The sequence below is a fragment of the Ornithinibacillus bavariensis genome, from assembly GCF_018333235.1.
GTDB classification, from domain to species: domain Bacteria; phylum Bacillota; class Bacilli; order Bacillales; family Amphibacillaceae; genus Ornithinibacillus; species Ornithinibacillus bavariensis.
The window spans coordinates 99,325-124,609 of sequence record NZ_BORP01000005.1 but is presented as its reverse complement, the minus strand read 5'-3'; the positions used below and the strand labels follow the sequence as shown (position 1 = coordinate 124,609).

18 protein-coding genes are annotated in these 25,285 nt (G+C 36.5%); 10 read left to right on the top strand and 8 right to left on the bottom strand.

Going from position 1 to position 25,285, the window contains the following annotated elements:
* Window positions 1–13: 13 nt before the first annotated feature.
* The 3 genes from KI338_RS12900 (at window position 14) to rsiV (ending at window position 2,143) form a co-directional block, all read left to right on the top strand.
* On the top strand, window positions 14–343 hold the full coding sequence (locus KI338_RS12900) for a YxeA family protein (RefSeq protein WP_212921424.1): 330 nt from the start codon (window positions 14–16) through the stop codon (window positions 341–343).
* Between the two features lie 413 nt (window positions 344–756).
* Complete coding sequence (gene sigV / locus KI338_RS12895; protein WP_488168370.1) at window positions 757–1,275, top strand: RNA polymerase sigma factor SigV; 519 nt, start codon at window positions 757–759, stop codon at window positions 1,273–1,275.
* Window positions 1,268–2,143 carry an anti-sigma-V factor RsiV gene (rsiV, locus tag KI338_RS12890; RefSeq protein ID WP_212921422.1) on the top strand — a complete coding sequence of 292 codons (876 nt, stop codon included), beginning with the start codon at window positions 1,268–1,270 and terminating at the stop codon, window positions 2,141–2,143. The genes sigV and rsiV overlap by 8 nt, the downstream gene beginning before the upstream one ends.
* A gap of 120 nt (window positions 2,144–2,263) precedes the next feature.
* Here the strand turns inward: rsiV and KI338_RS12885 are convergent, their stop codons facing one another.
* Entirely contained in the window at window positions 2,264–2,494 is a 231-nt protein-coding gene (locus tag KI338_RS12885) for a Uma2 family endonuclease (RefSeq protein WP_212921421.1), read from the bottom strand.
* Between the two features lie 489 nt (window positions 2,495–2,983).
* Here KI338_RS12885 and abc-f point away from each other — a divergent pair, with 489 nt between their 5' ends.
* The 4 genes from abc-f to KI338_RS12865 all read left to right on the top strand — a co-directional run bounded on the left by abc-f (window position 2,984) and on the right by KI338_RS12865 (window position 10,041).
* Window positions 2,984–4,924: a ribosomal protection-like ABC-F family protein gene (gene abc-f / locus KI338_RS12880; protein WP_244853595.1), complete on the top strand. Its 1,941-nt coding sequence runs from the start codon at window positions 2,984–2,986 to the stop codon at window positions 4,922–4,924.
* Window positions 4,925–5,016: 92 nt separating this feature from the next.
* Window positions 5,017–6,363, top strand: coding sequence for a methyltransferase domain-containing protein (locus KI338_RS12875; RefSeq protein WP_212921420.1), 1,347 nt, complete (start codon window positions 5,017–5,019; stop codon window positions 6,361–6,363).
* Window positions 6,363–8,957, top strand: a complete 2,595-nt coding sequence (locus KI338_RS12870; protein WP_212921419.1) for a polynucleotide kinase-phosphatase — start codon at window positions 6,363–6,365, stop codon at window positions 8,955–8,957. The genes KI338_RS12875 and KI338_RS12870 overlap by 1 nt, the downstream gene beginning before the upstream one ends.
* Before the next feature lie 43 nt (window positions 8,958–9,000).
* Window positions 9,001–10,041: a serine hydrolase domain-containing protein gene (locus KI338_RS12865; RefSeq protein WP_212921418.1), complete on the top strand. Its 1,041-nt coding sequence runs from the start codon at window positions 9,001–9,003 to the stop codon at window positions 10,039–10,041.
* A gap of 40 nt (window positions 10,042–10,081) precedes the next feature.
* Here KI338_RS12865 and KI338_RS12860 read toward each other — a convergent pair whose 3' ends face one another.
* The 6 genes from KI338_RS12860 to KI338_RS12835 form a co-directional block, all read right to left on the bottom strand.
* Window positions 10,082–11,743 carry a glycerol-3-phosphate dehydrogenase/oxidase gene (locus KI338_RS12860; protein WP_212921417.1) on the bottom strand — a complete coding sequence of 554 codons (1,662 nt, stop codon included), beginning with the start codon at window positions 11,741–11,743 and terminating at the stop codon, window positions 10,082–10,084.
* Window positions 11,744–12,000: 257 nt separating this feature from the next.
* Window positions 12,001–13,491, bottom strand: a complete 1,491-nt coding sequence (gene glpK / locus KI338_RS12855) for a glycerol kinase GlpK (protein WP_212921416.1) — start codon at window positions 13,489–13,491, stop codon at window positions 12,001–12,003.
* Window positions 13,492–13,766: 275 nt separating this feature from the next.
* Window positions 13,767–13,913: a hypothetical protein gene (locus KI338_RS12850; RefSeq protein ID WP_212921415.1), complete on the bottom strand. Its 147-nt coding sequence runs from the start codon at window positions 13,911–13,913 to the stop codon at window positions 13,767–13,769.
* An 87-nt stretch (window positions 13,914–14,000) separates the two neighbouring features.
* Window positions 14,001–14,540, bottom strand: a complete 540-nt coding sequence (locus KI338_RS12845; RefSeq protein ID WP_212921414.1) for a glycerol-3-phosphate responsive antiterminator — start codon at window positions 14,538–14,540, stop codon at window positions 14,001–14,003.
* A 129-nt stretch (window positions 14,541–14,669) separates the two neighbouring features.
* On the bottom strand, window positions 14,670–16,502 hold the full coding sequence (gene ftsH / locus KI338_RS12840) for an ATP-dependent zinc metalloprotease FtsH (RefSeq protein WP_212921413.1): 1,833 nt from the start codon (window positions 16,500–16,502) through the stop codon (window positions 14,670–14,672).
* A 127-nt stretch (window positions 16,503–16,629) separates the two neighbouring features.
* Window positions 16,630–17,319, bottom strand: coding sequence for a TerC family protein (locus KI338_RS12835; RefSeq protein WP_212921412.1), 690 nt, complete (start codon window positions 17,317–17,319; stop codon window positions 16,630–16,632).
* A 243-nt stretch (window positions 17,320–17,562) separates the two neighbouring features.
* Between KI338_RS12835 and pepV the strand changes: the two genes are divergently transcribed.
* On the top strand, window positions 17,563–18,972 hold the full coding sequence (gene pepV / locus KI338_RS12830) for a dipeptidase PepV (protein WP_212921411.1): 1,410 nt from the start codon (window positions 17,563–17,565) through the stop codon (window positions 18,970–18,972).
* A gap of 60 nt (window positions 18,973–19,032) precedes the next feature.
* A complete protein-coding gene (locus tag KI338_RS12825) occupies window positions 19,033–20,832 on the top strand; it encodes a M3 family oligoendopeptidase (protein ID WP_212921582.1) in 1,800 nt (599 codons plus the stop codon).
* A 924-nt stretch (window positions 20,833–21,756) separates the two neighbouring features.
* Here KI338_RS12825 and KI338_RS12820 read toward each other — a convergent pair.
* On the bottom strand, window positions 21,757–22,890 hold the full coding sequence (locus tag KI338_RS12820) for a zinc-dependent alcohol dehydrogenase (RefSeq protein WP_212921410.1): 1,134 nt from the start codon (window positions 22,888–22,890) through the stop codon (window positions 21,757–21,759).
* Between the two features lie 224 nt (window positions 22,891–23,114).
* Here KI338_RS12820 and KI338_RS12815 point away from each other — a divergent pair, with 224 nt between their 5' ends.
* Window positions 23,115–24,455: an amidohydrolase family protein gene (locus KI338_RS12815; RefSeq protein ID WP_212921409.1), complete on the top strand. Its 1,341-nt coding sequence runs from the start codon at window positions 23,115–23,117 to the stop codon at window positions 24,453–24,455.
* Window positions 24,456–25,285: the final 830 nt, after the last annotated feature.

Below are 25,285 nucleotides of genomic sequence, written 5' to 3'. Positions count from 1 at the left end.
GAGAGGATGCTTTATGAAAAAGGTACTATTAAGGGCTATTGTAGTCATCATTATTTTAACAGGAGTGTATTTCGTGTTTAAAGAGGATCTTGATCGCTTTAACCCTCTTTATGAGAAAGAATATGTTTACGTCGAAGTAAATGAACCTTCTAAACCGGATAACGGTCGGTTTAAATACAATTTGACAGGGTATACCGAGGATGGTCAAAAGAGAAAGGTAATGTTTACTTCCAGTACAGATTTGGAACAAGGTATTTATTTGAAGGTGCTGGCCAAAGGAAAGTATACGGAGAGCTGGGAATTTATAAATGAGGAAGATCTTCCGGTTGATGCAAAATGGTAAGTAAATACAGTCACAAAGGCTTACTTCGTCCTTAGTAATCGAAGTAGTGAGCCTTTCTGTATAAAGAAACCCTTATTTTTAGGGTTTCTTCGATTCTATGAAGTTTATAATAGGTTTCATAAAGGATGGAGTGTTTCGTTTTATAAGAAAATATAATATTTTAGTTTTATATAACTTTTATTGTATGATTGTCTCATGCCCAAATAGGCTTGAGATTTTTTAATGTTTTAACCTCTGGAAAAATAGGGGGATTATTCAAAGGGGTTATAGACAAATCTCCTATTCTGAACGCTTTTAACCCTTCATTATGATAAATCTACAAAAAAATAAATATCTAAAACTTTTCTTAACACCCCGTACGTCTATACTATGAAACTCCGTTAGCTAACGAGAAAAACAAGGAGATGTGTCATGTGTTTAATAGGCAGCCTAAACAAGAAAAAATCATTGCTGAGTATGTAATGCAAAACAAAGAAAGCTTTTATCGGCTTGCATACAGCTATGTTCAGAACCGTGATGATGCACTTGATATTGTACAAGATTCAATTCAGAAAGCAATTACAGCTGGTACTTTAAAGGATATTCAGGCTGTTAAAAGTTGGTTCTATCGAATTGTTGTCAATACTTCATTAGATTTTCTTCGTCGCAGAAAGAAAGTCACGGTTCTTGATGATACTACGATTCAATTACATTCCCCTAGTCATGAAGATCATTATCATGATATGGATTTAGAACAGGCGCTAAATAGCTTGCCGATTCAATATCGAAGTGTTGTTGTCCTTCGATACTTTGAAGATTTAAAGATTGAAGATGTAGCGGAAATATTAGAATTAAATATTAATACCGCTAAAACTCGATTATATAAAGCCTTAAAAATTCTAAGGGATCAGATGAATGACCTACACTTAGAGGAGGTAAGACATAATGGATAATAATAAAATGAAACAATTAAAAGAGAAATATGAAGATATTCCAATTCCTACAGAACTTGATGAAGTTGTTAAAAAAGCATTACAGAAAAGGAAATCTAAGAACTCTGGATTTAAATGGGTTGCTGGAGTTGCCGCTGCAGCGGTCATTTTTACATCAAGTATCAATATAAGTCCTGCATTTGCTAAATCGTTGGAGAGTATACCGGTAGTAGGTAGTATTGTTGATGTCCTTACATTTACAGAATTTACTGTTGACGAAGGAAATTATCAGGCTGATATAAAGGTTCCTGCAATTGATAAGCTGGAAAATAAGGAATTAGAGCAAACATTGAATGAAAAGTATTTGATGGAAAGTCAGGAACTATACACAAAATTCATGGATGAAATGAAAGGACAAAAAGCGTTTGGAGTGGATGGACATTTACGTGTTGATAGTGGATTCGTGGTTAAGACTGATACGGACCAACTACTCACTGTAGGTCGCTATGTTCAAGAAACAGCAGCATCATCCAAAACAACTATCAAGTACGATACAATTGATAAAGAAAATCAATTGTTAGTAACACTTCCAAGCCTCTTCAAGGATGATTCTTATATTGCTGTCATTAGTGAAAATATCATAAAACAGATGAAGCAACAAATGAAGGAAGATGAGGCTAAGTCTTATTTCATTGCATCAGAGGAAGAACTTGGAGAAGGATTTACTGAAATTAACAAAGAGCAAAACTTCTATATTAATGCAGAACATAAATTGGTTGTTTCCTTTAATGATTATGAAGTAGCACCAGGTTATATGGGAACTGTGGAATTTGTTATTCCAACAGATGAAATAAAAGATATCCTAGTTAGTAATGCTTATATAAAGTAAATGGTAACTGGGGACAGGTTCCTTGTTCTAGTTCCTATCTTACACATTATAACAAACCAAAGAAAAATGCCCGAATAAATTACGAATCGGGCATTTTCTTATATGGTTCATAAAGTTTCATTACCTCTTAAAGACTCTACTAATTTCAGCACCTAGTCCATCAAATATAAAAGATTTCGCAGTCTCACCGTTCTTATAGGTAGAACTACTACTAATATTATTTTCTTCAAAATGATAGATTGTTACCTCCATATTATCTGGATTAACAATCCAGTATTCTTCCACCCAACAGGACATATACAAATCAAGCTTCTTAATAAGATCCTTACGTTGTGTGCTTTTCGAAAGCACCTCTACGACGAGTGATGGAACTCCTTTATAGTAATAGTTCTTATGTGCTTATAAAAAACTATTTACATAGTTCTAAACAAATGAGATAATAAAGAAAATTTTGAGGAGGGAAAGTAAGTACCATGGAACCGACTAATTGCTAAGTTAATTTATGTAAATAAATTAATACGATTTTGTAATGAGATTCAATAACCTTAATATTAGGTTTATTTGACATGCTCTTTATGGAATGTTGGCAATTAGAAGGCTTACTTACTTTACCTATATGAAAATAATGATGAATTGGGTTTTCTGACTTTTCGAAATACCCAGTTGTAGAAGATTTTAGCAAAATTTACTTTTATATTTGTTAGGATCATCTCTATTCAAATTATATTCAACGTTTATAGGAGACTGTAAGAAGCAACTAACTTCTTACAGTCTTTTTTAATGGAATAATTGTATAAATCTTCTTTTTCCCAGTCCGTAAATAGCGTCATGAGAAAATGGATGAAGGAAGGAATTATGATGTTAGAACTTAAGGTACATGGAATAAAAAAATATATGGATGCAACACTTGTGGTGAAAAATATTACCTTTGAAGCCTTTGAAGGGGAGAAGATTGGTATTGTTGGAGCCAATGGGAGTGGTAAGAGTACGATTTTGAAGGTTATTGCTGGTATCCTCCCAATGGACTATTATCCCGGTTACCCGCAAACCTCAAGCTTCGGCTATGATGAGGGATTAATTCATATTCCAGGGGGAGCGACTAAGGCATATTTGGAACAATCACCACAGTACCCAAAAGGCTTGAAGGTAATTGATATTTTAAATATGGCATTTGAGGAAGTTGATACAATCGAAGGACAAATGCGTGAGTTAGAGGAAAAAATGAAAACCCTAGAAGGTTCGGAGTTAGAAAAGGCCCTGAAAAAATATAGTGATTTCGTTCATTCATTCGAAGTTAAGGGTGGCTATGAACGAGAGGAAAAAATGAGCAAGGTTTGCACAGGGCTTAATTTTTCTGAAGCGTTCTTAGAAAAGGACTTCGATTTGTTAAGTGGTGGTGAAAAAACTACGGTGATTCTTGGAAAATTATTAATTCATCACCCAGATATTCTACTGCTAGATGAGCCGACTAACCATTTGGATATGGATTCTGTTGAATGGCTGGAGGGCTTCCTGAAGAGCTATAAAGGGATAGTCATTATTGTTTCACATGATAGGTATTTCCTCGATAATGTCGTAACCAAAATTGTTGAATTTGAGAATATGGAATCAACTTCTTATCATGGTAACTACTCTGCTTTTGTTAGTCAAAAAGAAGAAAATATGCGTATTCTGTATGAGCAATATAGGGAGCAACAGAAAAAGATAAACAATATGGAAAAGGCAATTCTTAGTTTAAGAGATTGGGCAATGAGAGCGGATAATAATAAGTTCTTTAGAAGAGCAGCGAGTATGCAAAAAAGGCTCGATAAAATGGAACGAATCAATAACCCAGTATCGGAAAAAAGAACGATGAAATTGCATTTTAAAGACACGGAGAGGTCTGGAAATGAAACAATAAAGGCTTTTAATCTATCTAAAAGCTTTGGCGATAGGCCGATTTTGAAAGATGCTAATTTAATGGTCTATTACGGTGAAAGGGTAGGGTTGATTGGTCCTAACGGCAGTGGAAAGACAACTTTTCTAAAAATGCTACTCGGGGAAGAACAGCCAGATAGTGGGCAGCTGGAATTAGGTGCAAGTGTAAAGGCAGCATACCTACCTCAGAATATCACGTTTAATAATGAAGAACATACGGTACTTGAGTGCTTTAGAGAAAATATCTCTATACTCGAGGGAAAGGCGAGGGAATACCTTGCAAAATTTATGTTCTATAAAGCAAGTGTCTTTAAAAAGGTAAAACAGTTATCTGGTGGGGAACGAATTAGGTTGAGGCTTGCTATACTGTTATATCAGGATATTAACCTATTAATATTGGATGAGCCGACTAACCATCTGGATATTGATTCCATCGAAACGCTTGAAGCGGCATTAGAGGATTTTAAAGGTACCATTTTCTTTATCTCCCATGATAGATACTTCATCAACAGAATGGGAGAAAGAATAATAGTCATAGAGAATTATTCACTAAAAAGTTATCTAGGGAATTATGATGATTATCGGAGAGAGAAACAGAAATCAAGCATTGAGGAGGAAGAAGTCACAAAAAGGGAAAAGGTAAAGCAACAAAAAGTTACTCCTAAATACTCAAAAAAAGAAGATAATGAACCGGAGCTTTTAGCAAAGATTCATAGTCTAGAGGGTGAAATAAAAGAGGTAGACGAAGTGATGGCAGATGAACATATAGAATACGAGGAGCTTCATAGACTATATAATCGAAAGCAAGACTTAACGAATGAACTAGAATCACTTATGGAATTGTGGATGGGATTAGGGAATTAGATTTCCCTAATCCCTAACGTATCTCGATCAACTCCGTATGGTATGATTGTATAAAATTATCAATAAATTAAAATTATGAAAGAGGTGTTACGGTGCAATTAACCATTCAAGCTACAGGTGAAAATGTTGAAGTGATTTCCTATCTACTTGCTAAAAATCCCAATAATATATATGAAAGAAGTCAAAACGGTCACTTCATTCGGATGTTCTATAATAAATTTTCAGATGAAATAATGGAAGTAACCTTTTTTGTAACACCTGATCCAATTGAACTCTCTCGGAACAGGGCTAAAAACTACGATATCACTTCTTATATTAATGATAGAGAGTTTGTAGTTAGTAGTATTTTTTGTTCTTTACTACGGTCTGCATTAGGTACAGCACTTAATGGAAAACCAAAGGAATCGTACGCGTCCTGGGTTGAACACCCCTTTTTATTTGAGTTTAGTTTTGGTCCTCTTGCTACGGATTTACTAGATCATGAAATCATAGACATTTTTCAACCGCTAGGCTACGAAGTGAAAATAAGCTATGGAGAGACTGATTATCAGGTTAAATTAAAAGAAAGAAGCTCTGCTCGCTATATTTCATTAAAGGGATCAACAACATTACAAAATGGTTTAAGGCAGCTTTTTGTATTAATTCCGGTCCTGGATAATTATAAGCATTATTACATCGACGAAAAAGAAACCGAAAAAGTTGAACGATATGGGGAAGGGTGGTTACATACACATCCTTTAAGAGATTTCATTTTGCGTAGGGCACTTCGTTTTAAGGAACTGTATAGCGAGTTGGAAGAGAATAACAATAATCTGTTCAAAGAACAGCAAAAAGAATTACGCTTAAATGAGCTTCGATATAAAAAAATCATCGATTACATTAGTAGATCAAGAATGAAAGAAACAATTGTTGATTTTGGCTCAGGTGAAGGTAATCTAGCTTTACAGCTGGGGCTTATAAATGGTGTGCGGGAGATATTAGCTGTAGAACCATCCGAATCAGCCATGCTTAAAGCATTGAAGCGGTTCGATGCAATAAAGCAAAGCGATAATTTTATAGTGCCAACCCCAATTATAGGTTCTTTATTTTACTATGATGAAAGACTGAAATCCAAGGATATCATGATTTTATGCGAAGTTATTGAACATATTGATGAATTTCGTTTACCGAAAGTAATGCAAACAATTCTAAGTGAATATCAGCCAAAATTGCTCATCATCACAACGCCAAACAAGGAATATAACCAGGTGTATGAAATGGATGAAGCATATCGACATCCGGACCATCGATTTGAATGGACAAGACAGGAATTTTTCGAATGGTGTTATAGTCAAAAAACTAGTAATTATGAGGTAGCATTTGATGGTATAGGGGATGAACATGTTAAATATGGATTCCCAACTCAAATGTGCTTATTTATAAGAAAGGAGGGACAATAGTGAATGTTTTCTTGCCTTTTTCTGGAATTGTATTATTGATTGGTCCTTCTAATAGTGGAAAAACAACATTCCTGAAAAAAATGATAGATAGTGGGCAAATTCAACCTTCTGAGGTAGTAAGCTCGGATTACTTTCGAATATTAGTAAGTGACGTTGAATTTCTAGACTGGAACCATCGACCAAAGGATGAGGCAGATCGAATCTTTGAGGAGTACCAACAAATCTCTGCTGAAGCCTTTTCCCTTATGGATACACTCATTGAAAAAAGATGTAAGTTAAATAAATTAACATTTATCGATGCCACCCATTTATATACAGATGATAGAAAACGATATATTGCATTAGCTAGAAATCACCATGTACCAATCGTTTCCATTGTATTTGATTTGGACCTAAGCGTTTTATTAGAACGGGATGAGATGCGGGAAAAACCAAGAGGAAAACGCAGGGTGAAACAACAATATCAAGTGTTTAAGAGAGAAAGAAGCTTGATTAAAAAGGAAGGCTACTTAGCGACTTATTTTATCCAAAATTTGCAGGACATTAGATTAATTAGAAGGAACAAAAACCCTCTTGAACTGGATGCTAGTAATGGCATTGATGTTATTGGTGATATTCATGGTTGCTATAATGAATTGATTCAACTATTAAATAAGCTAGGCTATGAAAGAAATGCGGAGGACTTATACATTCATCCAGAAGGAAGAAAGTTTCTATCCCTTGGGGATATTATGAGTCGAGGACCAGAGTCACTAAAAACGATGCAATTTTTCTTACGTCATGTAAACGAAGGTCATGCTTATATGATTGATAGTAATCATGGATGGAAAATAGCGAGATGGTTAGATGGACGGAATGTCACCCTTAACCATGGTGATGAACTAGTTCAAGAAGAATTTGTGCAATATGAAAGGCACTATGGTGAGGAGCAAACGATAAAATTAAAGCATGCAATAAAACAATTATTATTTGAAGCGCCTTCCCATTATATCTTAGCAAAAAATTCCGTGCCAACTGTTGTATGTACACATGCAGGTATAAAAGACGAATTTGTTGGTAAACAATCCTATGAGGTTAGTGATTATTGCCGTTTTGGGGATTCGGAAGGATTAGATAACAATGGAAAGCCAGTGAGGAAGGACTGGACAGTTCATCATCATACAAGTGCATTAATCTTATGGGGGCATGATCCTAGACCAAAACCTATAATAAATAATAATACAATCAATATTGATCAAGGGGTTGTTTTCGGTGGAGAGCTGACCGCTTATAGGTACCCAGAAAAGGAATTTGTATCCGTAAAAGCAGTAATGGACTATTCTAAGGGGGATAATAATCCATTAAAAGAATGGGAGCAAAAAAGACTAGATCCTCCGAACATTGCAAAATTCTTAAATGGCTACACCGTATCAACTGAGCACCTAGGTGAGGTTCATATACCAAAAGAACATGTTATCCCTTCAATTGACACGGTTTCTCATTTTACTGTTCCAATAGAAGAGCTTATCTATATTCCGCCTACTATGAGTCCAACACCTAAGCCTTCTATCTTAGATAATTACTTGGAACACCCAAAGGAGGCAATAGCCTATTATCGGGATAAGGGAATACAGCGTATGGTAGCAGAGAAGAAGCATATGGGTAGTAGGGGAATTCTCCTGTTATTTAAGGATAAAAGTGCTGGTCAAAAGTATATCGGACATGAAACTTTAGGGGTTATCTATACAAGAACTGGTAGAAGATTCTTTGATATCGGGCTAGAAAAGGAAATATTACTTCGAATCAATGAAGGACTTCTATCTTATAATTATTTTACTAAATTTGATACAGATTATGTGCTGTTGGATGCAGAAATAATGCCGTGGAACTTAAAGGCAAAAGAACTTATTCGTAATCAATATGTACATGTCTCTGAAAATGCCATTTTGGACAGATCCATTATTACTAATAAACTTCAAGAAGCTGTAAAGATAAACGTAGAATTAAAGCAATGGCTTTCAGAGTATGATGCTAAACTTGAAAATGCACTAGAATTTAAAGAGATATTTCAAAAGTATTGCTGGAATATAGAAGGAATTAATCAGATTCAAATTGCTCCATTTCATGTGTTAGCTCATAGAGACAAGACATTTTTCGATAAGCCCCATACCTGGCATATGGAGATGAACCGGGAATTCGCAAAGATGGTGGATGTTTTTGTTGAAACCGAGTATATGGTAATTGATGATTTGGAGAGTGAGGAAGAAGTCATAAAATGGTGGGAGTCCATGACAGCTGATGGTCATGAAGGAATAGTTATTAAGCCAGAATTTTTCATTGCAAAATCGAACGGGAAGCTAATTCAGCCGGCAATAAAGGTTCGGGGACGGAGATATCTACATATCATTTATGGTATGGATTATTTATTGCCCAAAAACCTTGAAAGATTAAAGAAAAGAAACGTTGATAAGAAACAAAAGCTGGCATTAAAAGAATTTTCATTGGGCATTGAGGGGATAAAGCGTTTTGTTCATGGGGAATCGATTGAGAGAATCCATGAATGTGTGCTTGGGACGTTAGCGTTGGAATCGGACCCTGTTGATCCTAGATTATAAAAAAGATAAAACTGAACTTAAAAAACAGGGGGGAAGAATTCAATTGAAGACAAGCACAGAGAGCAAACAAACTATCATTGCTGCATTAGGTAATATAGTAGAAAATTTAGTATCAAAAAATAGATTTTCAGGTGCAGTATTATTCGGAGATCGGGAGAAAATTTTATATAAACAGGCATGCGGATTTGCAAATAAAGAAAAGGGAAATTTAAATTCAATTGATACAAGATTTAACTTAGCTTCGATGAATAAAATGTTTACAAGCATGGCAATAGCAATCTTGGTTGAACAAGGAAAGATTTCATTCGATGATTTAGTGACGCGATATATTCCCGAATTTCCTCATCAGAATATAACCATACATCAATTGTTATCTCATTCTTCTGGACTAGGAGATTTCTTTAATGAGAAATATTTAAAAAAGAGAGAGTACTTGAAAAGTGTAGCGGATTATTTAAACCTATTTATTGAAGATAGACTCTTATTTGAACCTGGTACCCGCTTCCAATATAGCAATGGAGGGTATATCATCCTTGGGATAATTATTGAAAAAGCTTCCAATATAAGCTATTTTGAATTTGTCCAAAGGCACATATTCTCCCCATTGGGGATGAAGAACACGGACAACTATGAGATAGATACAGAAGATAGCAGTTTGGCTATTGGATACACTAATTTTCAGTTTGATGGCTCTTTCCAGGAGAAAAAGACAGATAATTCATCGATGTGTACAAAAGGTTCTCCAGCGGGTGGAGGCTACGCCACGGTAGAAGATTTATGGTGTTTCTCCAAAGCTTTACTTGGTAATGTGTTAGTTAGTAAGGAAATGACAGATAAGCTTTTTACAGAACAAGAAGCGATATATTCGGATGAAAATTCTACATTAGGCTATGGGTATGGTTTCTTTGTTGAAAGTATAAGTGGATGTAAAATTATTGGTCATGATGGGGGATTTCCTGGGGTAAGTAATCGCCTTGATATTTATCCTGATAAAGAATTTATTTTTGTCGCTCTTGCTAATGATGATGGCGGTGGGGCAGCTTTAACTAGGGAAGTACGTAATTTGATTGCGGGAGCTGGATAATAAAAAATGGCCCTCTGTTCGTACAGAGGACCGTTTTTTTCTATTCTTTTTCAATTGGATGAGTAGCATCATGCATTAGCACATCGAGTTCATCGGTATAAGTCTTGGTTTGATCATTTGTCCAATTAAATACTTTTGCCATATATGCAATAACGGAATCCTTATGATTACGTACCCAGTTTATATCAAAAAATAATGCTCCAGTACGACGAATGAAGAAGTCAATTGGTTTGTACGCTAGCTCATAATCAATAGCGTAACGTAGCATAGCGTAGACGATAGGATCAAGATTTTCTGCTTGTGCTTGTTCTTTTTCATCCTTATAAATATGAAATACTGTATCGACGTTAGAGCCATAACGTTTGATTAATAGTCTAGCTTCATCTTCTGTTAATCCTAGCTCGATACCATCTCTAACCTTTTGGTTCATAAATAGTTTGAATCCTTCTGAACCGCCTACATCCCCACCTGAAATTGGTAGATGCATTGTTTGCGTACCTGGGAAGTTTCTTCCTGTTTCTGTATGAAGTTGTTTTGCAACAAGATCGACAATGCTTTCTGCCATTTTTCGATAGCCTGTAAGCTTACCACCTGCAATTGAAATAAATCCAGAGTCAGAAACAAAGATTTCATCCTTACGAGAAATTTCAGAAGGAGATTTTCCTTCTTCTAAAATTAATGGTCTTAACCCAGTCCAGCTTGATTCTACATCTTCTGGTTTAATTTTTACATCTGGGAACATGAAATCAATTGCTTTTAACACGTAATCCCGATCAGCAATCGTCATTTTTGGATGGGCGATGTCGCCTTTATATACGGTGTCTGTTGTACCAACATAAGTTTTTCCATCCCTAGGAATTGCGAATACCATACGGCCATCTGGTGTATCAAAGTAGATTGCTTGTTTTAATGGGAATCGTTTTTCATCGAAAACAAGATGAATACCTTTAGTTAATTGTAAGGTTTTGCCTTTCTTTGAACCGTCCTTTTCACGCAATGTATCCACCCATGGACCAGCAGCATTTACAATTTTTTTAGCATAAAACTCGTTCATTGTGCCATTTGTTAAATCTTCTGCATGGACACCAACAACTTTTCCATTCTTATAAATTAAATCAGTTACTTTCATATAATTTAGGGCTAATGCCCCTTTTTCTACTGCTTTTTTCATGACTTCGAGTGTTAAGCGTGCATCATCTGTCTTATATTCAACATAATAGCCTGCACCTTTCATACCCTGTCTTTTTAAGAGTGGTTCTCTTTTCATTGCTTCTTCTGGCTTAAACATTGTTCTACGCTCTGATTTCTTCACACCAGCAAGAAAATCATAAACCATTAAGCCGATATTTGTTGTAAACGGGCCAAAGGTTCCACCTTTATAGAATGGTAGCATCATCCATTCTGGAGTTGTAACATGGGGACCATTTTCATAAACAATAGCTCTTTCTTTTCCTACTTCAGAAACAACTTTGATTTCAAATTGTTTTAAATATCGAAGCCCCCCGTGAACTAATTTTGTAGAACGGCTAGAGGTACCAGCTGCAAAGTCTTGCATTTCTACAACTGCAACCTTCATCCCTCTTGTGATAGCATCTAAGGCAATACCTGCTCCTGTAATACCGCCACCGATAACAAGAAGATCCAATTCTTCCCCCTTGATATTTTGTTTAATTTCTTCCCTTTGCAAATTTGAAAATTGCATTTTCTTCGTTCCCTTCCTAAAAAATGGTATGAAAAATGTTTGATAATAGATTGTTTTTCTTTATTAATCACATCATCCCCATCAGAAAAACAAAAAGAGACCACAAATTAACCCTATTCCTTCATAGAGTTACAGTAATCTCCAAAATTCTCCATCTACATATTAACTTAAGTTTATTATATCACGTTTTTCTTTATAGATAAATAGATGTAATGATATTATTTTATGAGAGCAAGTTCTTTTGAATAAAATGCCTATTACTTATATACTCTAGTTGCTGCTACAGCTTTTTTCCAACCATCGTATAAATCATTCCGTTTTGCTTCATCTAGCTGGGCAATAAAAGTTCGTTCGTTTTGCCATTGCTTTGCAATTTCTTCTTTATCCTTCCAGTATCCGACAGCTAAACCAGCAAGGTATGCAGCTCCGAGAGCAGTAGTCTCGTTAACCACAGGTCGATCAACCGGAACACCTAACATATCACTTTGGAATTGCATAAGGAAGTTATTTTTAACGGCACCACCATCGACTCGTAAAGATTTTAATTCAATGCCAGAATCAGTAACCATCGCTTCTAGTACATCTTTTGCTTGATAGGCTAATGATTCAAGGGTTGCCCGAATAAAGTGCTCGTTTGTTGTTCCTCGTGTAAGACCAAATACAGCCCCTCGAGCATCACTATCCCAATATGGAGTTCCAAGTCCGACAAAGGCTGGAACAACATAAACTCCCTCGGTGGAATCAATTTTTGATGCAAAGTCTTCGCTTTCTTTGGCATCATTGATGAGACGTAATCCGTCACGCAGCCATTGGATTGCTGATCCAGCTACAAAAATACTACCTTCCAAAGCGTATTCTACTTTTCCATCTACGCCCCATGCTAACGTTGTTAGTAAGCCGTTCTTCGACTTTACACCTTCTAAACCGGTATTCATTAGCATAAAACAACCAGTTCCATAGGTGTTTTTAGCCATTCCTTTTTCAAAGCAAGCTTGACCGAAGAGGGCAGCTTGTTGATCACCAGCAATTCCTGCAATTGGTACCTCAGCTCCAAAAAAGTGGTAATCAACCGTATAGGCATAAATCTCTGAAGAAGGACGCACTTCTGGCAGCATGCTTTTTGGAATAGTTAAGATCTCAAGCAACTCATCATCCCATTTTAAATCATAAATGTTGTACATCAATGTTCTAGAAGCATTTGAATAATCTGTTACGTGCTTCCTTCCACCAGATAACTTATAGACTAACCAGCTATCAATAGTTCCAAATAGTAAATCACCTTTTTCAGCTTTTTCTCTTGCACCATCTACATGATCGAGAATCCATTTCACTTTTGTTCCTGAAAAATAAGGATCGAGCAGTAAACCCGTTTTTTCACGAAAAAGATCATGGTAGCCTTCATCCCGTAAATCCTTACAAATTGTTTCTGTTTGTCGTGATTGCCATACAATTGCTTTGTAAATGGGTTTGCCTGTATGTTTGTCCCAAACAACCGCTGTTTCACGTTGATTTGTTATACCGATACCAGAAATTTGGTTTGGTGTTATACAAGATTTGCTAAGCACCTCAGCAATACAAGACAGAATAGACGTCCAAATCTCATTTGCATCGTGTTCTACCCAGCCAGGCTTTGGGAAAAATTGTTCGAATTCCTTTTGGGCGGTTTCGACGATATCACCTTTATGATTAAATAGTATTGCTCGAGAACTTGTAGTTCCTTGATCTAGAGATAAAATATATTTTTCCATTGTTTCTCCCTTCTAACTGACTAGGTATGGAGCTTTGAATTGAAAAAAGAGCTAAGGATCTGCGTCCCTCGCTCTATTCATTTGTTAATAAATATTTTTCATGCGCTCGATAAGCCAAGGTAATTCATGTTATTAGGAACATTGGTGCTAGTCTAATTACCGGAATTGAAAATTGCTTGTTCTGGATATCCTACTGTTCCAGTAGTAAATAATAATCCATATGGATACACCAAGTAAAGTATTTAACAACCAAAATAATGCAGAATGGAGAAAATCTATTCTTTGAATGCCTCATGTTCTTCAAAGTAGTATTGATATTTACCGAATTGCCACTGTATCATCAACGGTATGCCAATTTCTGCTTTAATTGCCAATAAATAAAGGGATTGATAATTAGGCGTCAAAGCGCTTTGTTGCTGCAATCTGGTTATCCTAGTGGAGGTTCTACTTTTTTCAATTTTGGTATAATTCAACAATGGAAATCCAAAGCAACATAGGTAGATTTTAGCTTACCAAAGTTTTTCATTAGAGGTTGTGACAGCGATTGCTCCACCGTTTAATGCATTTTGTATATCTTCTTCCGTTCGAATGAGCCCACCTGCAATTAGAGGTATGCCAGTTTCGTCATTGATTTCCTTTAGTATTCCAGGTACTACTCCAGGTAATACTTCTATGTAGTCAGGTTGAATATTATTAATTAGCCTTAAGTTATGTTCTAGTGCATGGCTATCCAGTGCAAATAGTCGCTGTATTACCGTTATTTTATATTTTTTTGCAATGGAGATGACATTCGTTCTAGTAGATATAATACCATCTACTTTAACATCGTTAATAATATACTCTAGACCATACTCATCAACCTTTATTCCTTGAATAAGATCAACATGCATAATGATTTTCTTACCCATTTTTCTAGTGTAGTTTGCAATGTTTTTTAATTGGGATAGCCTTGTCTCAAGATATATAATATTTTCATGAGGGCTTTTTAAGACTTTTTCAAACTCCTTCATGCTACGTACAGCGGGTAACACACCTTCTAGTTTAAGCATATAAAATCACCTGTTTCTATTCATTGTTGTCATGGAGTAAAATCCATTATATCGGATTGGTCGTTGTAAAAAAAGAAATAGACTTTACCATAACGGAAGTCTATTTCATGACAATGGAAGGCAAATCAGTTACATTTCTACTTTCATTTTGCCTGATAAAACATCCATAAATTCCTCGCCACTTATCGTTTCTTTTTCTAATAAGTACTTTGTTAGTTCATGTAACTTTTCTTTATTATTCTCCAAAATTTCTATAGCTTTTTGATGACAGGTTTTAATAATTTTCAGTACTTCATTATCAATTCTAGAAGCGGTTTCTGCTGATACACTTAGTGTAGTATCACCACCAAGATAGGCATTATTTACCGTTTCTAATGCCATCATATCAAATTCCTCACTCATTCCATATCTTGTTACCATTGCCCGTGCTAGCTTGGTAGCTTGTTCAATATCATTGGAAGCACCAGATGTGATACGGTTAAAAATAACCTCTTCTGCAGCACGACCACCCATTAATGTTGTGATTTTGTCTAGTGCTTGTTCTTTTGACATTAAAACCATTTCTTGCTCATCAATTTGCATCGTATAGCCAAGTGCTCCTGAAGTTCTCGGGATAATGGTAATTTTATGAACAGGAGCGGAATTGGTTTGTTTTGCAGCGACTAAAGCATGACCAATTTCGTGATACGAGATGGTTAATTTATCATTCATACTTATGACTGCATTTTTACGCTGGTATCCAGCAATAACGACTTCAACAGACTCTTCGAGGTCAACCTGTGCTACTTTACTACGACCAAACTTTACGGCTCTTAATGCCGCCTCGTTCACAATGTTTGCTAAATCTGCACCAGATGCACCTGGTGTTGCTCTAGCAATCACATTAAAGTTAATGTTATCCTCCATTTGAACGTGTTCTGCATGAACCTTTAGGATAGCTTCACGTCCTCGTAGGTCAGGTAATTCTACTGGTACTCTTCGGTCAAAACGTCCAGGTCGTAATAGTGCTTTATCAAGTGATTCCGGTCTATTGCTTGCACCGAGGATGACAACTCCTTTGTCTGCATCAAAACCATCCATTTCGGTTAAAAGCTGGTTTAATGTCTGCTCTCTTTCATCATTCCCGCCAGGCATCCCAGAATTACGACTCTTACCAATAGCATCTATTTCATCGATAAAAACAATACATGGCGCTTTCTCCTGTGCTTGCTTGAATAAATCTCTAACCCTTGCAGCTCCCATACCAACAAACATTTCTACGAATTCAGAGCCAGAAATAGAGAAGAAAGGAACCTTTGACTCACCAGCAACAGCTTTTGCAAGCAGGGTTTTACCTGTACCAGGCGGTCCAACTAAGAGTGCCCCCTTAGGTATATTAGCACCAATTTTTCTGTACTTTTCCGGATTGTGTAAAAAGTCAACGATTTCCTGTAATGCTTCCTTTGCTTCATCCTGGCCAGCTACATCCTTAAAGGTTATACCGGTTTGTGCTTCCACATATACCTTTGCATTACTTTTTCCAAAGGATAAGGCGTTCCCACCCCCCATTTTTGTTTGAAGTCTTTTCATAAACCATTGCCCAATTGCAATAAAGATAATTAGTGGTAGTATCCAGGATAGTAAGAAGGATACGAGCGGTGACATATGTCTTGGAACAATCCTTGTAAATTTTACATTCGCATCATGTAACCGATCCACGAGCTTGGGATCATCCACAAGCCCAGTTTTATATGCGGAGACCTTATTTTCTTTCACAGGCTTAAACATTATATAATTTTCTTGAATTTCTACTTCTGAAACTTTTCCTGCTTCTACCATATCTAGAAATGTGCCATAATCAACCTCCTTCACGGAAAGGTTTAATAGTGACGGGAAGATAAAGGCATTTAACAAAATAATGACTAGTAAGATGATGCCGTAGAAATAAATTAACGGCTTCTTTGGTGGTTTAACTTCTTTCATAAACTATCCTCCATATTGTATGTATACGTATAATAATCTTTAGTTTTCCCTGACGTTAGTCGATTATTCTTTTACGTAAAGTAAAAAGATGCTACCTAATTAAATAGGTAGCACCGATTATTGTTTTTTATTTCGTAATAACAGCTTCTTCCATTTTTTTATTCTTCCAATAGGCAATTGTTAAGAGTAGTACTGTAACAATAATTGCAAAAATATAGTTAATTAGCCCCTCTTTAATATTAAGCCAGTCCATGATTTTTTCATCGCCTATAATCATTTCTCCGGCTGTCCAAGCTAGAATTCCAGATCCAATATAAGCGATCCATGGATAGTTTTCCATTACTTTAACAATTAATTTAGAACCGAAAACCATGATTGGAATACTTATTAACACACCAAGCGCTAGGATGAAAAGATTACCACCTGATGCACCCGCAACAGCAACTACATTGTCTAAGCTCATGACGGCATCTGCGGCAATAATTGTTCCAACAGCTCCTACAATCGAATCCTTGGCTGCGACAGAATTGCCTTCACCATCATGATTAACAAGCACCTTGTAGGCAATAAATAATAGTAGAAGACCTCCAAAGAAATGGACAAGTGGTATTTTTAATAGCATAGCAATGACAACGGCAAATAGAATCCGTAAGACAATAGCAAAGCCTGTCCCTAAATAAATTGCTTTATTTCTATTTTTTTCAGGTAATTTTCTTGTTGCCATCGCAATGACAACAGCATTATCACCGGATAGTATTAGGTCGATTGCAACAACCTTTAGTAACGTAAGAATGGTATCAGCACTAAAAAAATCCAATTTTATTCCTTCTTTTTTGTATGACTTTGTTGAATGACAGTAAATAGTATACCCATTTTAAAAATCACTTGCCAAGTCTTTCATCTGAAAATCATCATTTTATTAGAGGTGCCAGTATCGCTTTTTATGGATTAGAGACTTAGCATTAGGAATAAAATAGAGAAAAGGTGTAAAATGGAAAGTAGATTTAGAAAGATAGTAATAATCAAACGTTTTATAACTTTGTAAGGAGTGACCATACATATGAGTTCTGTTAATTGGATGGATGAAGTGCAGAAGCGGAAGGATGATTTTTTGAAAGATTTACAAGGGCTTCTGCAGATCAAAAGTGTCTTAGATGAAGAAAATGCAACTGAAGATGCTCCTCTAGGACAAGGAATTAAGGATGCATTGCAATTCATGCTTGATTTAGGGGAACAAGATGGCTTCACTACGAAAAATGTTGGAAACTTAGCTGGTCATCTTGAAATAGGGAAGGGTGACGAACTTGTCGGTATTCTAGGACATGTCGATGTTGTGCCTGAAGGTGACGGTTGGAGTGTTGATCCATATAGTGGCGTTGTAAAGGATGGGAAAATATATGCCCGTGGTTCAAGTGATGATAAAGGGCCAACCATTGCAGCCTATTATGGTATGAAGATTGTAAAGGAATTAGGTCTACCACTTTCCAAACGGGTTCGCTTAATTATCGGAACCGATGAGGAAAGCGATTGGCGCTGTGTGGATCATTATTTTGAACATGAGGAAATGCCGACAACGGGATTTGTACCAGATGCTGATTTTCCAATCATATTTGCCGAGAAGGGTATTTCGGATTATGACATTGTTCAAGCATCCCAAACGGAAAATGAGCCTGCTGTTCTTTCGTTAGAATCCTTTCAATCTGGTCGCCGTTATAATATGGTACCAGACTTCGCGGAAGCACATGTGAATGTTCAGAAGGATGCAACAAGCCTAATCCAGGACTATCTAGCTTATCTTACTGAAATGAAAGTAGAAGGCGATGCTAAGACTGTTGAAACGGAAGTAGTGTTCACATTAGTTGGGAAGAGTGCACATGGTGCAGAACCAAGAAGTGGTAAGAACGCTGGGATTCTTTTAGCGAACTTTTTGCAAAAACTGGAATTAGATGAAGCTGGTAAGGAATATGTCCGTACTGTCGCTGAATTTAAGGATAAATCACGTGGTGAGGTATTCGGTATTGAATATGCAGATGAAGAATCTGGTGATTTAACTATCAATGTAGGTGTCATGAGCTATAGGATAGAAAATGGTGGCCGAATTGGTCTAAACATGCGCTATCCAGTGACATTTGATATAGAGGAAGGCAAGAAGCAGATTGAAGCTGTATTAGAAAATAAAGGACTTCAGCTTGCGAACTTTTCTGATTCGAAGCCTGCTTATGTGAAGAAAGACGATCCATTGATTAAAACCTTACAAAAAGTATATGAGGAACATACTGGAGAAAAAGCTGAGCTCCTAGCTATTGGAGGAGGAACCTATGCTCGAGCATTAGATCATGGGGTTGCTTTTGGAGCCTTATTCCCAGGTCGTGAAGATGTCATGCACCAGAAAGACGAATACGCCATAGTAGATGATCTATTAAAAGCTACAGCAATATATGCACAAGCCATCTATGAATTAGCAAAATAAATGGGTGCAATACACCTAATAATTTACACAATTTAAAGGGAAAGAGGAGATTGGATGAACATGAAGTATGTTGATACATGGGATTTAGAAACTATTTTTCCTGGGGGAACGAATTCGAAGGAGCTTCAGGAGAAACTAAATGAGGTAAAAGCTGATATTGAAGAATATGGAGAGCTACTGAATAGCTGGGATTTAAAGTCAGTTAATGCTTTTAAAACGATTTTACAAAAACAAGAGAAAATTAGTAAGGGACTAGGTCAATCTAGAACCTTTGTCCAAATGTGGCATGATGCTTATATGAATGATGAGCATGCGAATGTTGTGATGGGTCAAATTATTAATTTATATAGTGACGTACAAAAGCTATACAACACCTTCACGAAGAAATTGGTCAACATTCCGGACACAGACTGGCAAAGTCTATTAAATGATAAGGATTTACAGGAACTAAATTTTGCATTGAATGAAATTCGGGATGAGGGAAAACGCCTATTATCCGAAGAGGAAGAAAAATTAATTGCTGAATTAAATAAGGATGGCATACAAGCATGGAGTCAGTTGTATGATACGGTTGTTTCTATTATGACAATTCCGTATACAGATAAGGAAGGAAAGACTACCGAATTATCCGTTGGGCAAGCCATGAATAGAATGTATGCTGATCCAGATCCAGAGGTTCGGAAGCAAATTTTCGAAAACTGGGAAGCTGCTTGGACAAAATATGGTCCGATTTTTGCTGATACAATCAACCACCTAGATGGGTACCGTATCACATTACAAAAAAATCATGATTACAAAGACCATCTGGAAGAGCCTTTAGAGTATAATCGGATGTCTAAAGAGACGCTAGATGCAATGTGGACAGCTGTATCCAATAACAAGCAACCATTTGTAGACTTTTTAAATCAAAAGGCTAAGGTGCTTGGCATGGAAAAGCTTGGCTGGCAGGATGTTGATGCACCAGTTGCTGTTGGTGATATCAAGCCAACTCGTTTTACGTATGATGAAGCTTGTGATTTTGTCATTGAAAACTTCGCTTCTTTTGGCGAAAAATTATCTAGCTTTGCGAAGCATGCATTGGAGAACCGTTGGGTTGAGGCAGAAGACAGACCAAATAAGCGTCCAGGCGGATATTGTACCAGCCTTCCAGAGTTTGGTGAATCGCGTATTTTTATGACATTTACAGGTTCTTCCTCTGATACAAGCACGCTCGCTCATGAGCTAGGTCATGCGTTCCATAGTCATGTTATGAAGGATCTACCAACACTAAATCGCAACTATGCTATGAATGTTGCCGAAACTGCTAGTACATTTGCTGAAACTATAATTGGAAATGCAACGGTAGCAAATGCAAAAACAAAAGAAGAAAAAATCTCTTTATTAAATTCCAAGCTGGAGAATGCAACTGCGATGTTCTTTAACATTCATGCACGATTCTTATTTGAGAATGCATTCTACGAAGAGCGTGCAAAAGGAATTGTTTCAGAAAAACGATTAAACGAGTTAATGGAACAAGCACAGAAGGAAGCTTATGTAGATAGCTTATCAAGCTACCACCCGCATTTCTGGTGCAGTAAGCTACACTTCTTCATTGACAGTGTGCCATTCTATAACTTCCCATACACCTTTGGCTTCTTATTCAGCTTAGGGATTTATGCGGAATATCTGAAAAAACCAGAAGGATTTGAAGAAAAATACATTTCATTATTACAAGATACAGGCTCCATGAAAGTAGAAGACCTTGCTCAAAAGCATCTTGGCGTAGATATTACAAAAGAAGATTTCTGGGCTGCTGGTATTCAACTAATGATGAAAGATGTTGAAGAGTTTATTAGTTTAACGAATGAAGTTGTTGGTTAATAAGATATAAAAAGTGCTTGTCCGAAATATCGGGCAAGCACTTTTTTTGCTTTGGAAGAATAGGTGGATTATTCAATGTAGGTGGGAATACGGTAGTACAACTGCTCTTAAACATTATTTGCAAAAGAGAGCTCGGTTGAAATGAAGTATAAATGCTCTATAAGCATCATTTGCAAAAGAGAGCTCGGTTGAAATGAAGTATAAATGCTCTATAAGCATCATTTGCAAAAGAGAGCTCGGTTGAAATGAAGTATAAATGCTCTATAAGCATCATTTGCAAAAGAGAGCTTGGCTGAAATGAAGCATAGATGCTCTATAAGCATCATTTTCAAAAGGGAGCTCGCCTGAAATGAAGCATAGCCACCTTCTAAACATCATTTCCAAAAGAAAACTCGATTGAAATGAAGCATAGATGCTTTATAAGCATCATTTTCAAAAGGGAGCTCGCCTGAAATGAAGCATAGCCACCTTCTAAACATCATTTCCAAAAGAAAACTCGGTTGAAATGAAGCATAGCCAGCTTCTAAACATCATTTGCGAAAGGAAACTCGGTTGAAATGAAGCATAGCCGCTCTCTAAACATCATTTCCAAAAGAGAACTCGATTGAAATGAAGCATAGCCGCTCTCTAAACATCATTTGCAAAAGAGAACTCGATTGAAATGAAGCATAGATGCTCTCTAAGCATCATTATCAAATGGGAGCTCGGCTGAAATGAAGCGTAGCCGCCTTCTAAGCGTCATTTTCAAAAGGGAGCTCGGCTGAAATGAAGCGTAGCCGCCTTCTAAGCGTCATTTTCAAAAGGGAGCTTGGCTGAAATGAAGCATAGCAGCCTATAAAATGGCAACAATGGCGGAATTGATTTATGCACTCTAATAGTCGACGGAACTATAGTTCTTCATGTTTCCCTAAATAGGAGTGCAATTTACGGCTTCAGCACAACCTTAATACAATTATCTTCCTTATCATTAAAAATCTTATATGCATGGGTAGCATCCTCCAATGGGAGACGGTGGGTGATGATTTTTGTTGGATCAATCTCTCCATTGATTATCATGTCGTAAAGATGTGGCATATAATGACGTGCTGGAGCTTGTCCCATTTTTAGTGTAATGTTACGTGAGAAAAATGGGCCTAATGGAAACATGTTGTATAGGCCGCCATAAACACCTGTTAGTTGGACGGTCCCACATTTTTTAACAGCTTTTGTAGCAATTTGAATCGCTCCGAGTGTCCCACCTTGGAGTTTTAATTTCTGCCCTACGAATTCCATTGGTGATTTTTTACCGTCCATTCCGACACAATCAATAACCACATCTGCCCCACCCTTGGTGATTTCCTTCAATGTTTCCCCCATGTCCTTATCCTGAGTAAAATCATATACTTCTGTCTTATTCATTCTTTTTGAATGTGCAAGTCTATATTGAATGAAGTCAACAGCAATTACACGTTCAGCTCCTTTTTTCCATGCGAATTGCTGTGTCATCAGCCCAATTGGCCCACAACCAAGCACGATAACGGTATCTCCTTCCTTAACGCCAGCATGATCAACACTCCAGTAGGAGGTTGGGAGAACATCCGATAGAAAAAGTAAGGACTCGTCCTCTAGCTCGCAATCCTCTGGCACCTTAAAAGGCGTGTAATTACCAAATGGTACCCGTAAGTATTCAGCTTGTCCGCCTGGATAATCACCAAACTTCTCGGAATAACCAAGGTATCCACCAGAGTCATAATGGGGATTGGAATTATCACATTGGCTTTCCAAATCATGTGTACAGTAGTGACATTTACCGCAAGCAACTGTAAAAGGAATGACTACTCGATCCCCTTTTTTAACCTTAGTTACATCGGGACCAACTTCCTCAACGATCCCCATTGGTTCATGTCCTAGGGAATAGCCTATTGGCAGAGGGAGATTTCCCTGATATAAATGAAGATCGGAACCGCAAATGGCAGTGGAGGTAATTTTTACAATAATATCTTCATTGTCTCGAATTTTTGGAGCTTCAACATTTGTTACTTGAACATCATATTTCCCTTGATAAGTAACAGCCTTCATGGAATAGCCTCCCTAATAATGTTATATAAGGCTATTGTTTACGGTATAGTAAAATAGTATGCAGGAGAGGAATCTAGTATCATCTCTACTACTATTTAGGCGACACAACAGACTGTTTGGTTTGAAAAAAACTGTTCAACCCCTACATTTTCATCCGCAGCTGTTATAATATTCTATAAAAGAAAGAATTTACTGTAAAATATTACATAGGGGGATAAATAGAGATGGCTCAAAGACATTACATAATTACAAATGCAACGATTATTGACGTAGAGAACGAGCTCCAATTTAAGGGAGATATTGAAATTAAAGGAGATAAGATTCATTTAATTTATAAGGAACATGAGCGATTACCAAAAGAGGTGGAGAAAGTAGATGCGACAGGGAAATTTATTATTCCTGGATTGATTGATATGCATTGTCATATTAGGGATAGTTTTGCTCCGCATTATGTTGCTTCTGGTGTTACGACGGTAAGAAATACTGCAGGAAATGTTTTACAGTTAGAGAATTATAAAGTAGCCCCAACTGATGCACCAATCCCAAGAGTATATAGTGCTGATCGTATGATTGATGGACCTCCTGGATTATGGGGGCCAAATAGTTCTGGAAACTTTGTTACCGATAACGTAGAGGAAGCAATTCAAGAAGTAAAAAGACAAGTAGAGGTTGGGGCAGATTTTATTAAGGTGTATGGATGGATTTCATCAGATGTTATGAAGGCTGTTGTTCGAGAAGCAAAACGACATGGGCTTGAAGTAAGCTGTGATTTAATCCATTCGAAGGAAGTAAATGCACTAGAAGCGGCAAAATTAGGTGTTACATGGTTTGAACATGCTTCTGGATTTTTACAGGTTCTTTATCCTAATTGGAATACAATGGCAGAACAAGAAGAATGGGACAAGATTGATTGGGATAATCCAGATAAAGAGAGGATTGAGGCATTGTGTAAAGAAATGCTTCAATATGAAGTGAAGCTCTGCCCTACCATCGTGATAACCGAGCAAATAGAAAAATTTCCAAATTACTGGAACCCCAAAAACATCGTTACAGAATCGGCAAATGATAAGGAAATTCTAGGTGGGCTTTGGGAAAACATGATACAGCATATAGATGCTTTAAAGAAGCAATTAGGATCAATCACACCTTTTACAAAAGCTGTAGCAAAAACATATGTTGACCTTGGTGGTACAGTTGTTGCAGGAACAGATACTCCAGGCGGAATATGGTCATTTCCTGGTATGGCCTTACATCGAGAATTGGAAATCTTTGTGGATATTGGATTAACGGAAATGCAGGCACTACAGGCAGCAACTATACGTGCTGCACAATCTATTAGTTTGTATGATATCGGAGTAGTAGGTGAACATAAATTAGCAGATCTTCTCATACTAAATGAAAATCCTTTAGAAGATATACGAAATACACAGAATATCTATCGGATTGTAAAAGGTGGACGAATTTTTACACAAGAGGAAGTATTGGCTACCATTCCTAATCCAGAAGAGATTGAAGCGAAATATCTAAAGTTTGAAAAGGAATTTAGCGAAATGATGGGGAGCTAGTTTTGTACTTAAAAGGATAAATTTTGTACAAAAAATAAAAAAGCTATGGAAGGAATATTTCATCGATTGTTCGTACTCCAAAATCCTGATATCTTCCGTGTATTTGCAATTGCAAATGGTTGCCCATGAAGAATTTCTTGTGAATAAAAGAGTATATGAAAATTATATGAGGCACAAGGCAATAGAATTCTTTCGTGAAGTGCTTCAAGCAGGTTTGGAAAACAAACCTGCATTTTTTTATTTTTATATCGAATTAAGAGATTTGAGGTACTAATCTCTTTTTGAATAGTGAGAGGAAGTGGAGTAAAGATGCCTATAAAATTTATTTTGAGTGCTTTTATATTAGGAATTAAATTCTAAGCATCATTTCGAAAATTCATTAGGATTAAAATGAATCATAGAAGAGCGCTAAACGTCATTTCGAAAGTAAATTAGGATTAAAATGAATCGTAGAAGTGCTCTAAACGTCATTTCAAAAGTAAATTGGGATTAAAATGAATCATAGAAGAGCCCTAAACATCATTTCAAAAGTAAATTGGGATTAATATGAATCATAGAAGAGCCCTAAACATCATTTCAAAAGTAAATTGGGATTAATATGAATCATAGAAGAGCCCTAAACATCATTTCAAAAGTAAATTGGGATTAATATGAATCATAGAAGAGCGCTAAGCATCATTTCAAAAGTAATTGGAATTAAAATGAATCATAGAAGAGCGCTAAACATCATTTCGAAAGTAAATTGGGATTAAAATGAACCATAGAAGAGCTCTAAACATCATTTCCCATTTTGAAAAGGTTTAACTTGATATAAATATAAATACTTCATA

Excerpts from the sequence above, each read along its gene's own strand:
- KI338_RS12825 (WP_212921582.1), top strand. The coding sequence starts at position 19,033 with ATGAAGTATGTTGATACATGGGATTTAGAAACTATTTTTCCTGGGGGA.
- ftsH (WP_212921413.1), bottom strand. The coding sequence starts at position 16,502 with ATGAAAGAAGTTAAACCACCAAAGAAGCCGTTAATTTATTTCTACGGC.
- KI338_RS12815 (WP_212921409.1), top strand. The coding sequence starts at position 23,115 with ATGGCTCAAAGACATTACATAATTACAAATGCAACGATTATTGACGTA.
- abc-f (WP_244853595.1), top strand. The coding sequence starts at position 2,984 with ATGAAGGAAGGAATTATGATGTTAGAACTTAAGGTACATGGAATAAAA.
- KI338_RS12845 (WP_212921414.1), bottom strand. The coding sequence starts at position 14,540 with ATGCTTAAACTAGAAGGTGTGTTACCCGCTGTACGTAGCATGAAGGAG.
- KI338_RS12860 (WP_212921417.1), bottom strand. The coding sequence starts at position 11,743 with ATGCAATTTTCAAATTTGCAAAGGGAAGAAATTAAACAAAATATCAAG.
- KI338_RS12820 (WP_212921410.1), bottom strand. The coding sequence starts at position 22,890 with ATGAAGGCTGTTACTTATCAAGGGAAATATGATGTTCAAGTAACAAAT.
- rsiV (WP_212921422.1), top strand. The coding sequence starts at position 1,268 with ATGGATAATAATAAAATGAAACAATTAAAAGAGAAATATGAAGATATT.
- glpK (WP_212921416.1), bottom strand. The coding sequence starts at position 13,491 with ATGGAAAAATATATTTTATCTCTAGATCAAGGAACTACAAGTTCTCGA.
- KI338_RS12900 (WP_212921424.1), top strand. The coding sequence starts at position 14 with ATGAAAAAGGTACTATTAAGGGCTATTGTAGTCATCATTATTTTAACA.
- pepV (WP_212921411.1), top strand. The coding sequence starts at position 17,563 with ATGAGTTCTGTTAATTGGATGGATGAAGTGCAGAAGCGGAAGGATGAT.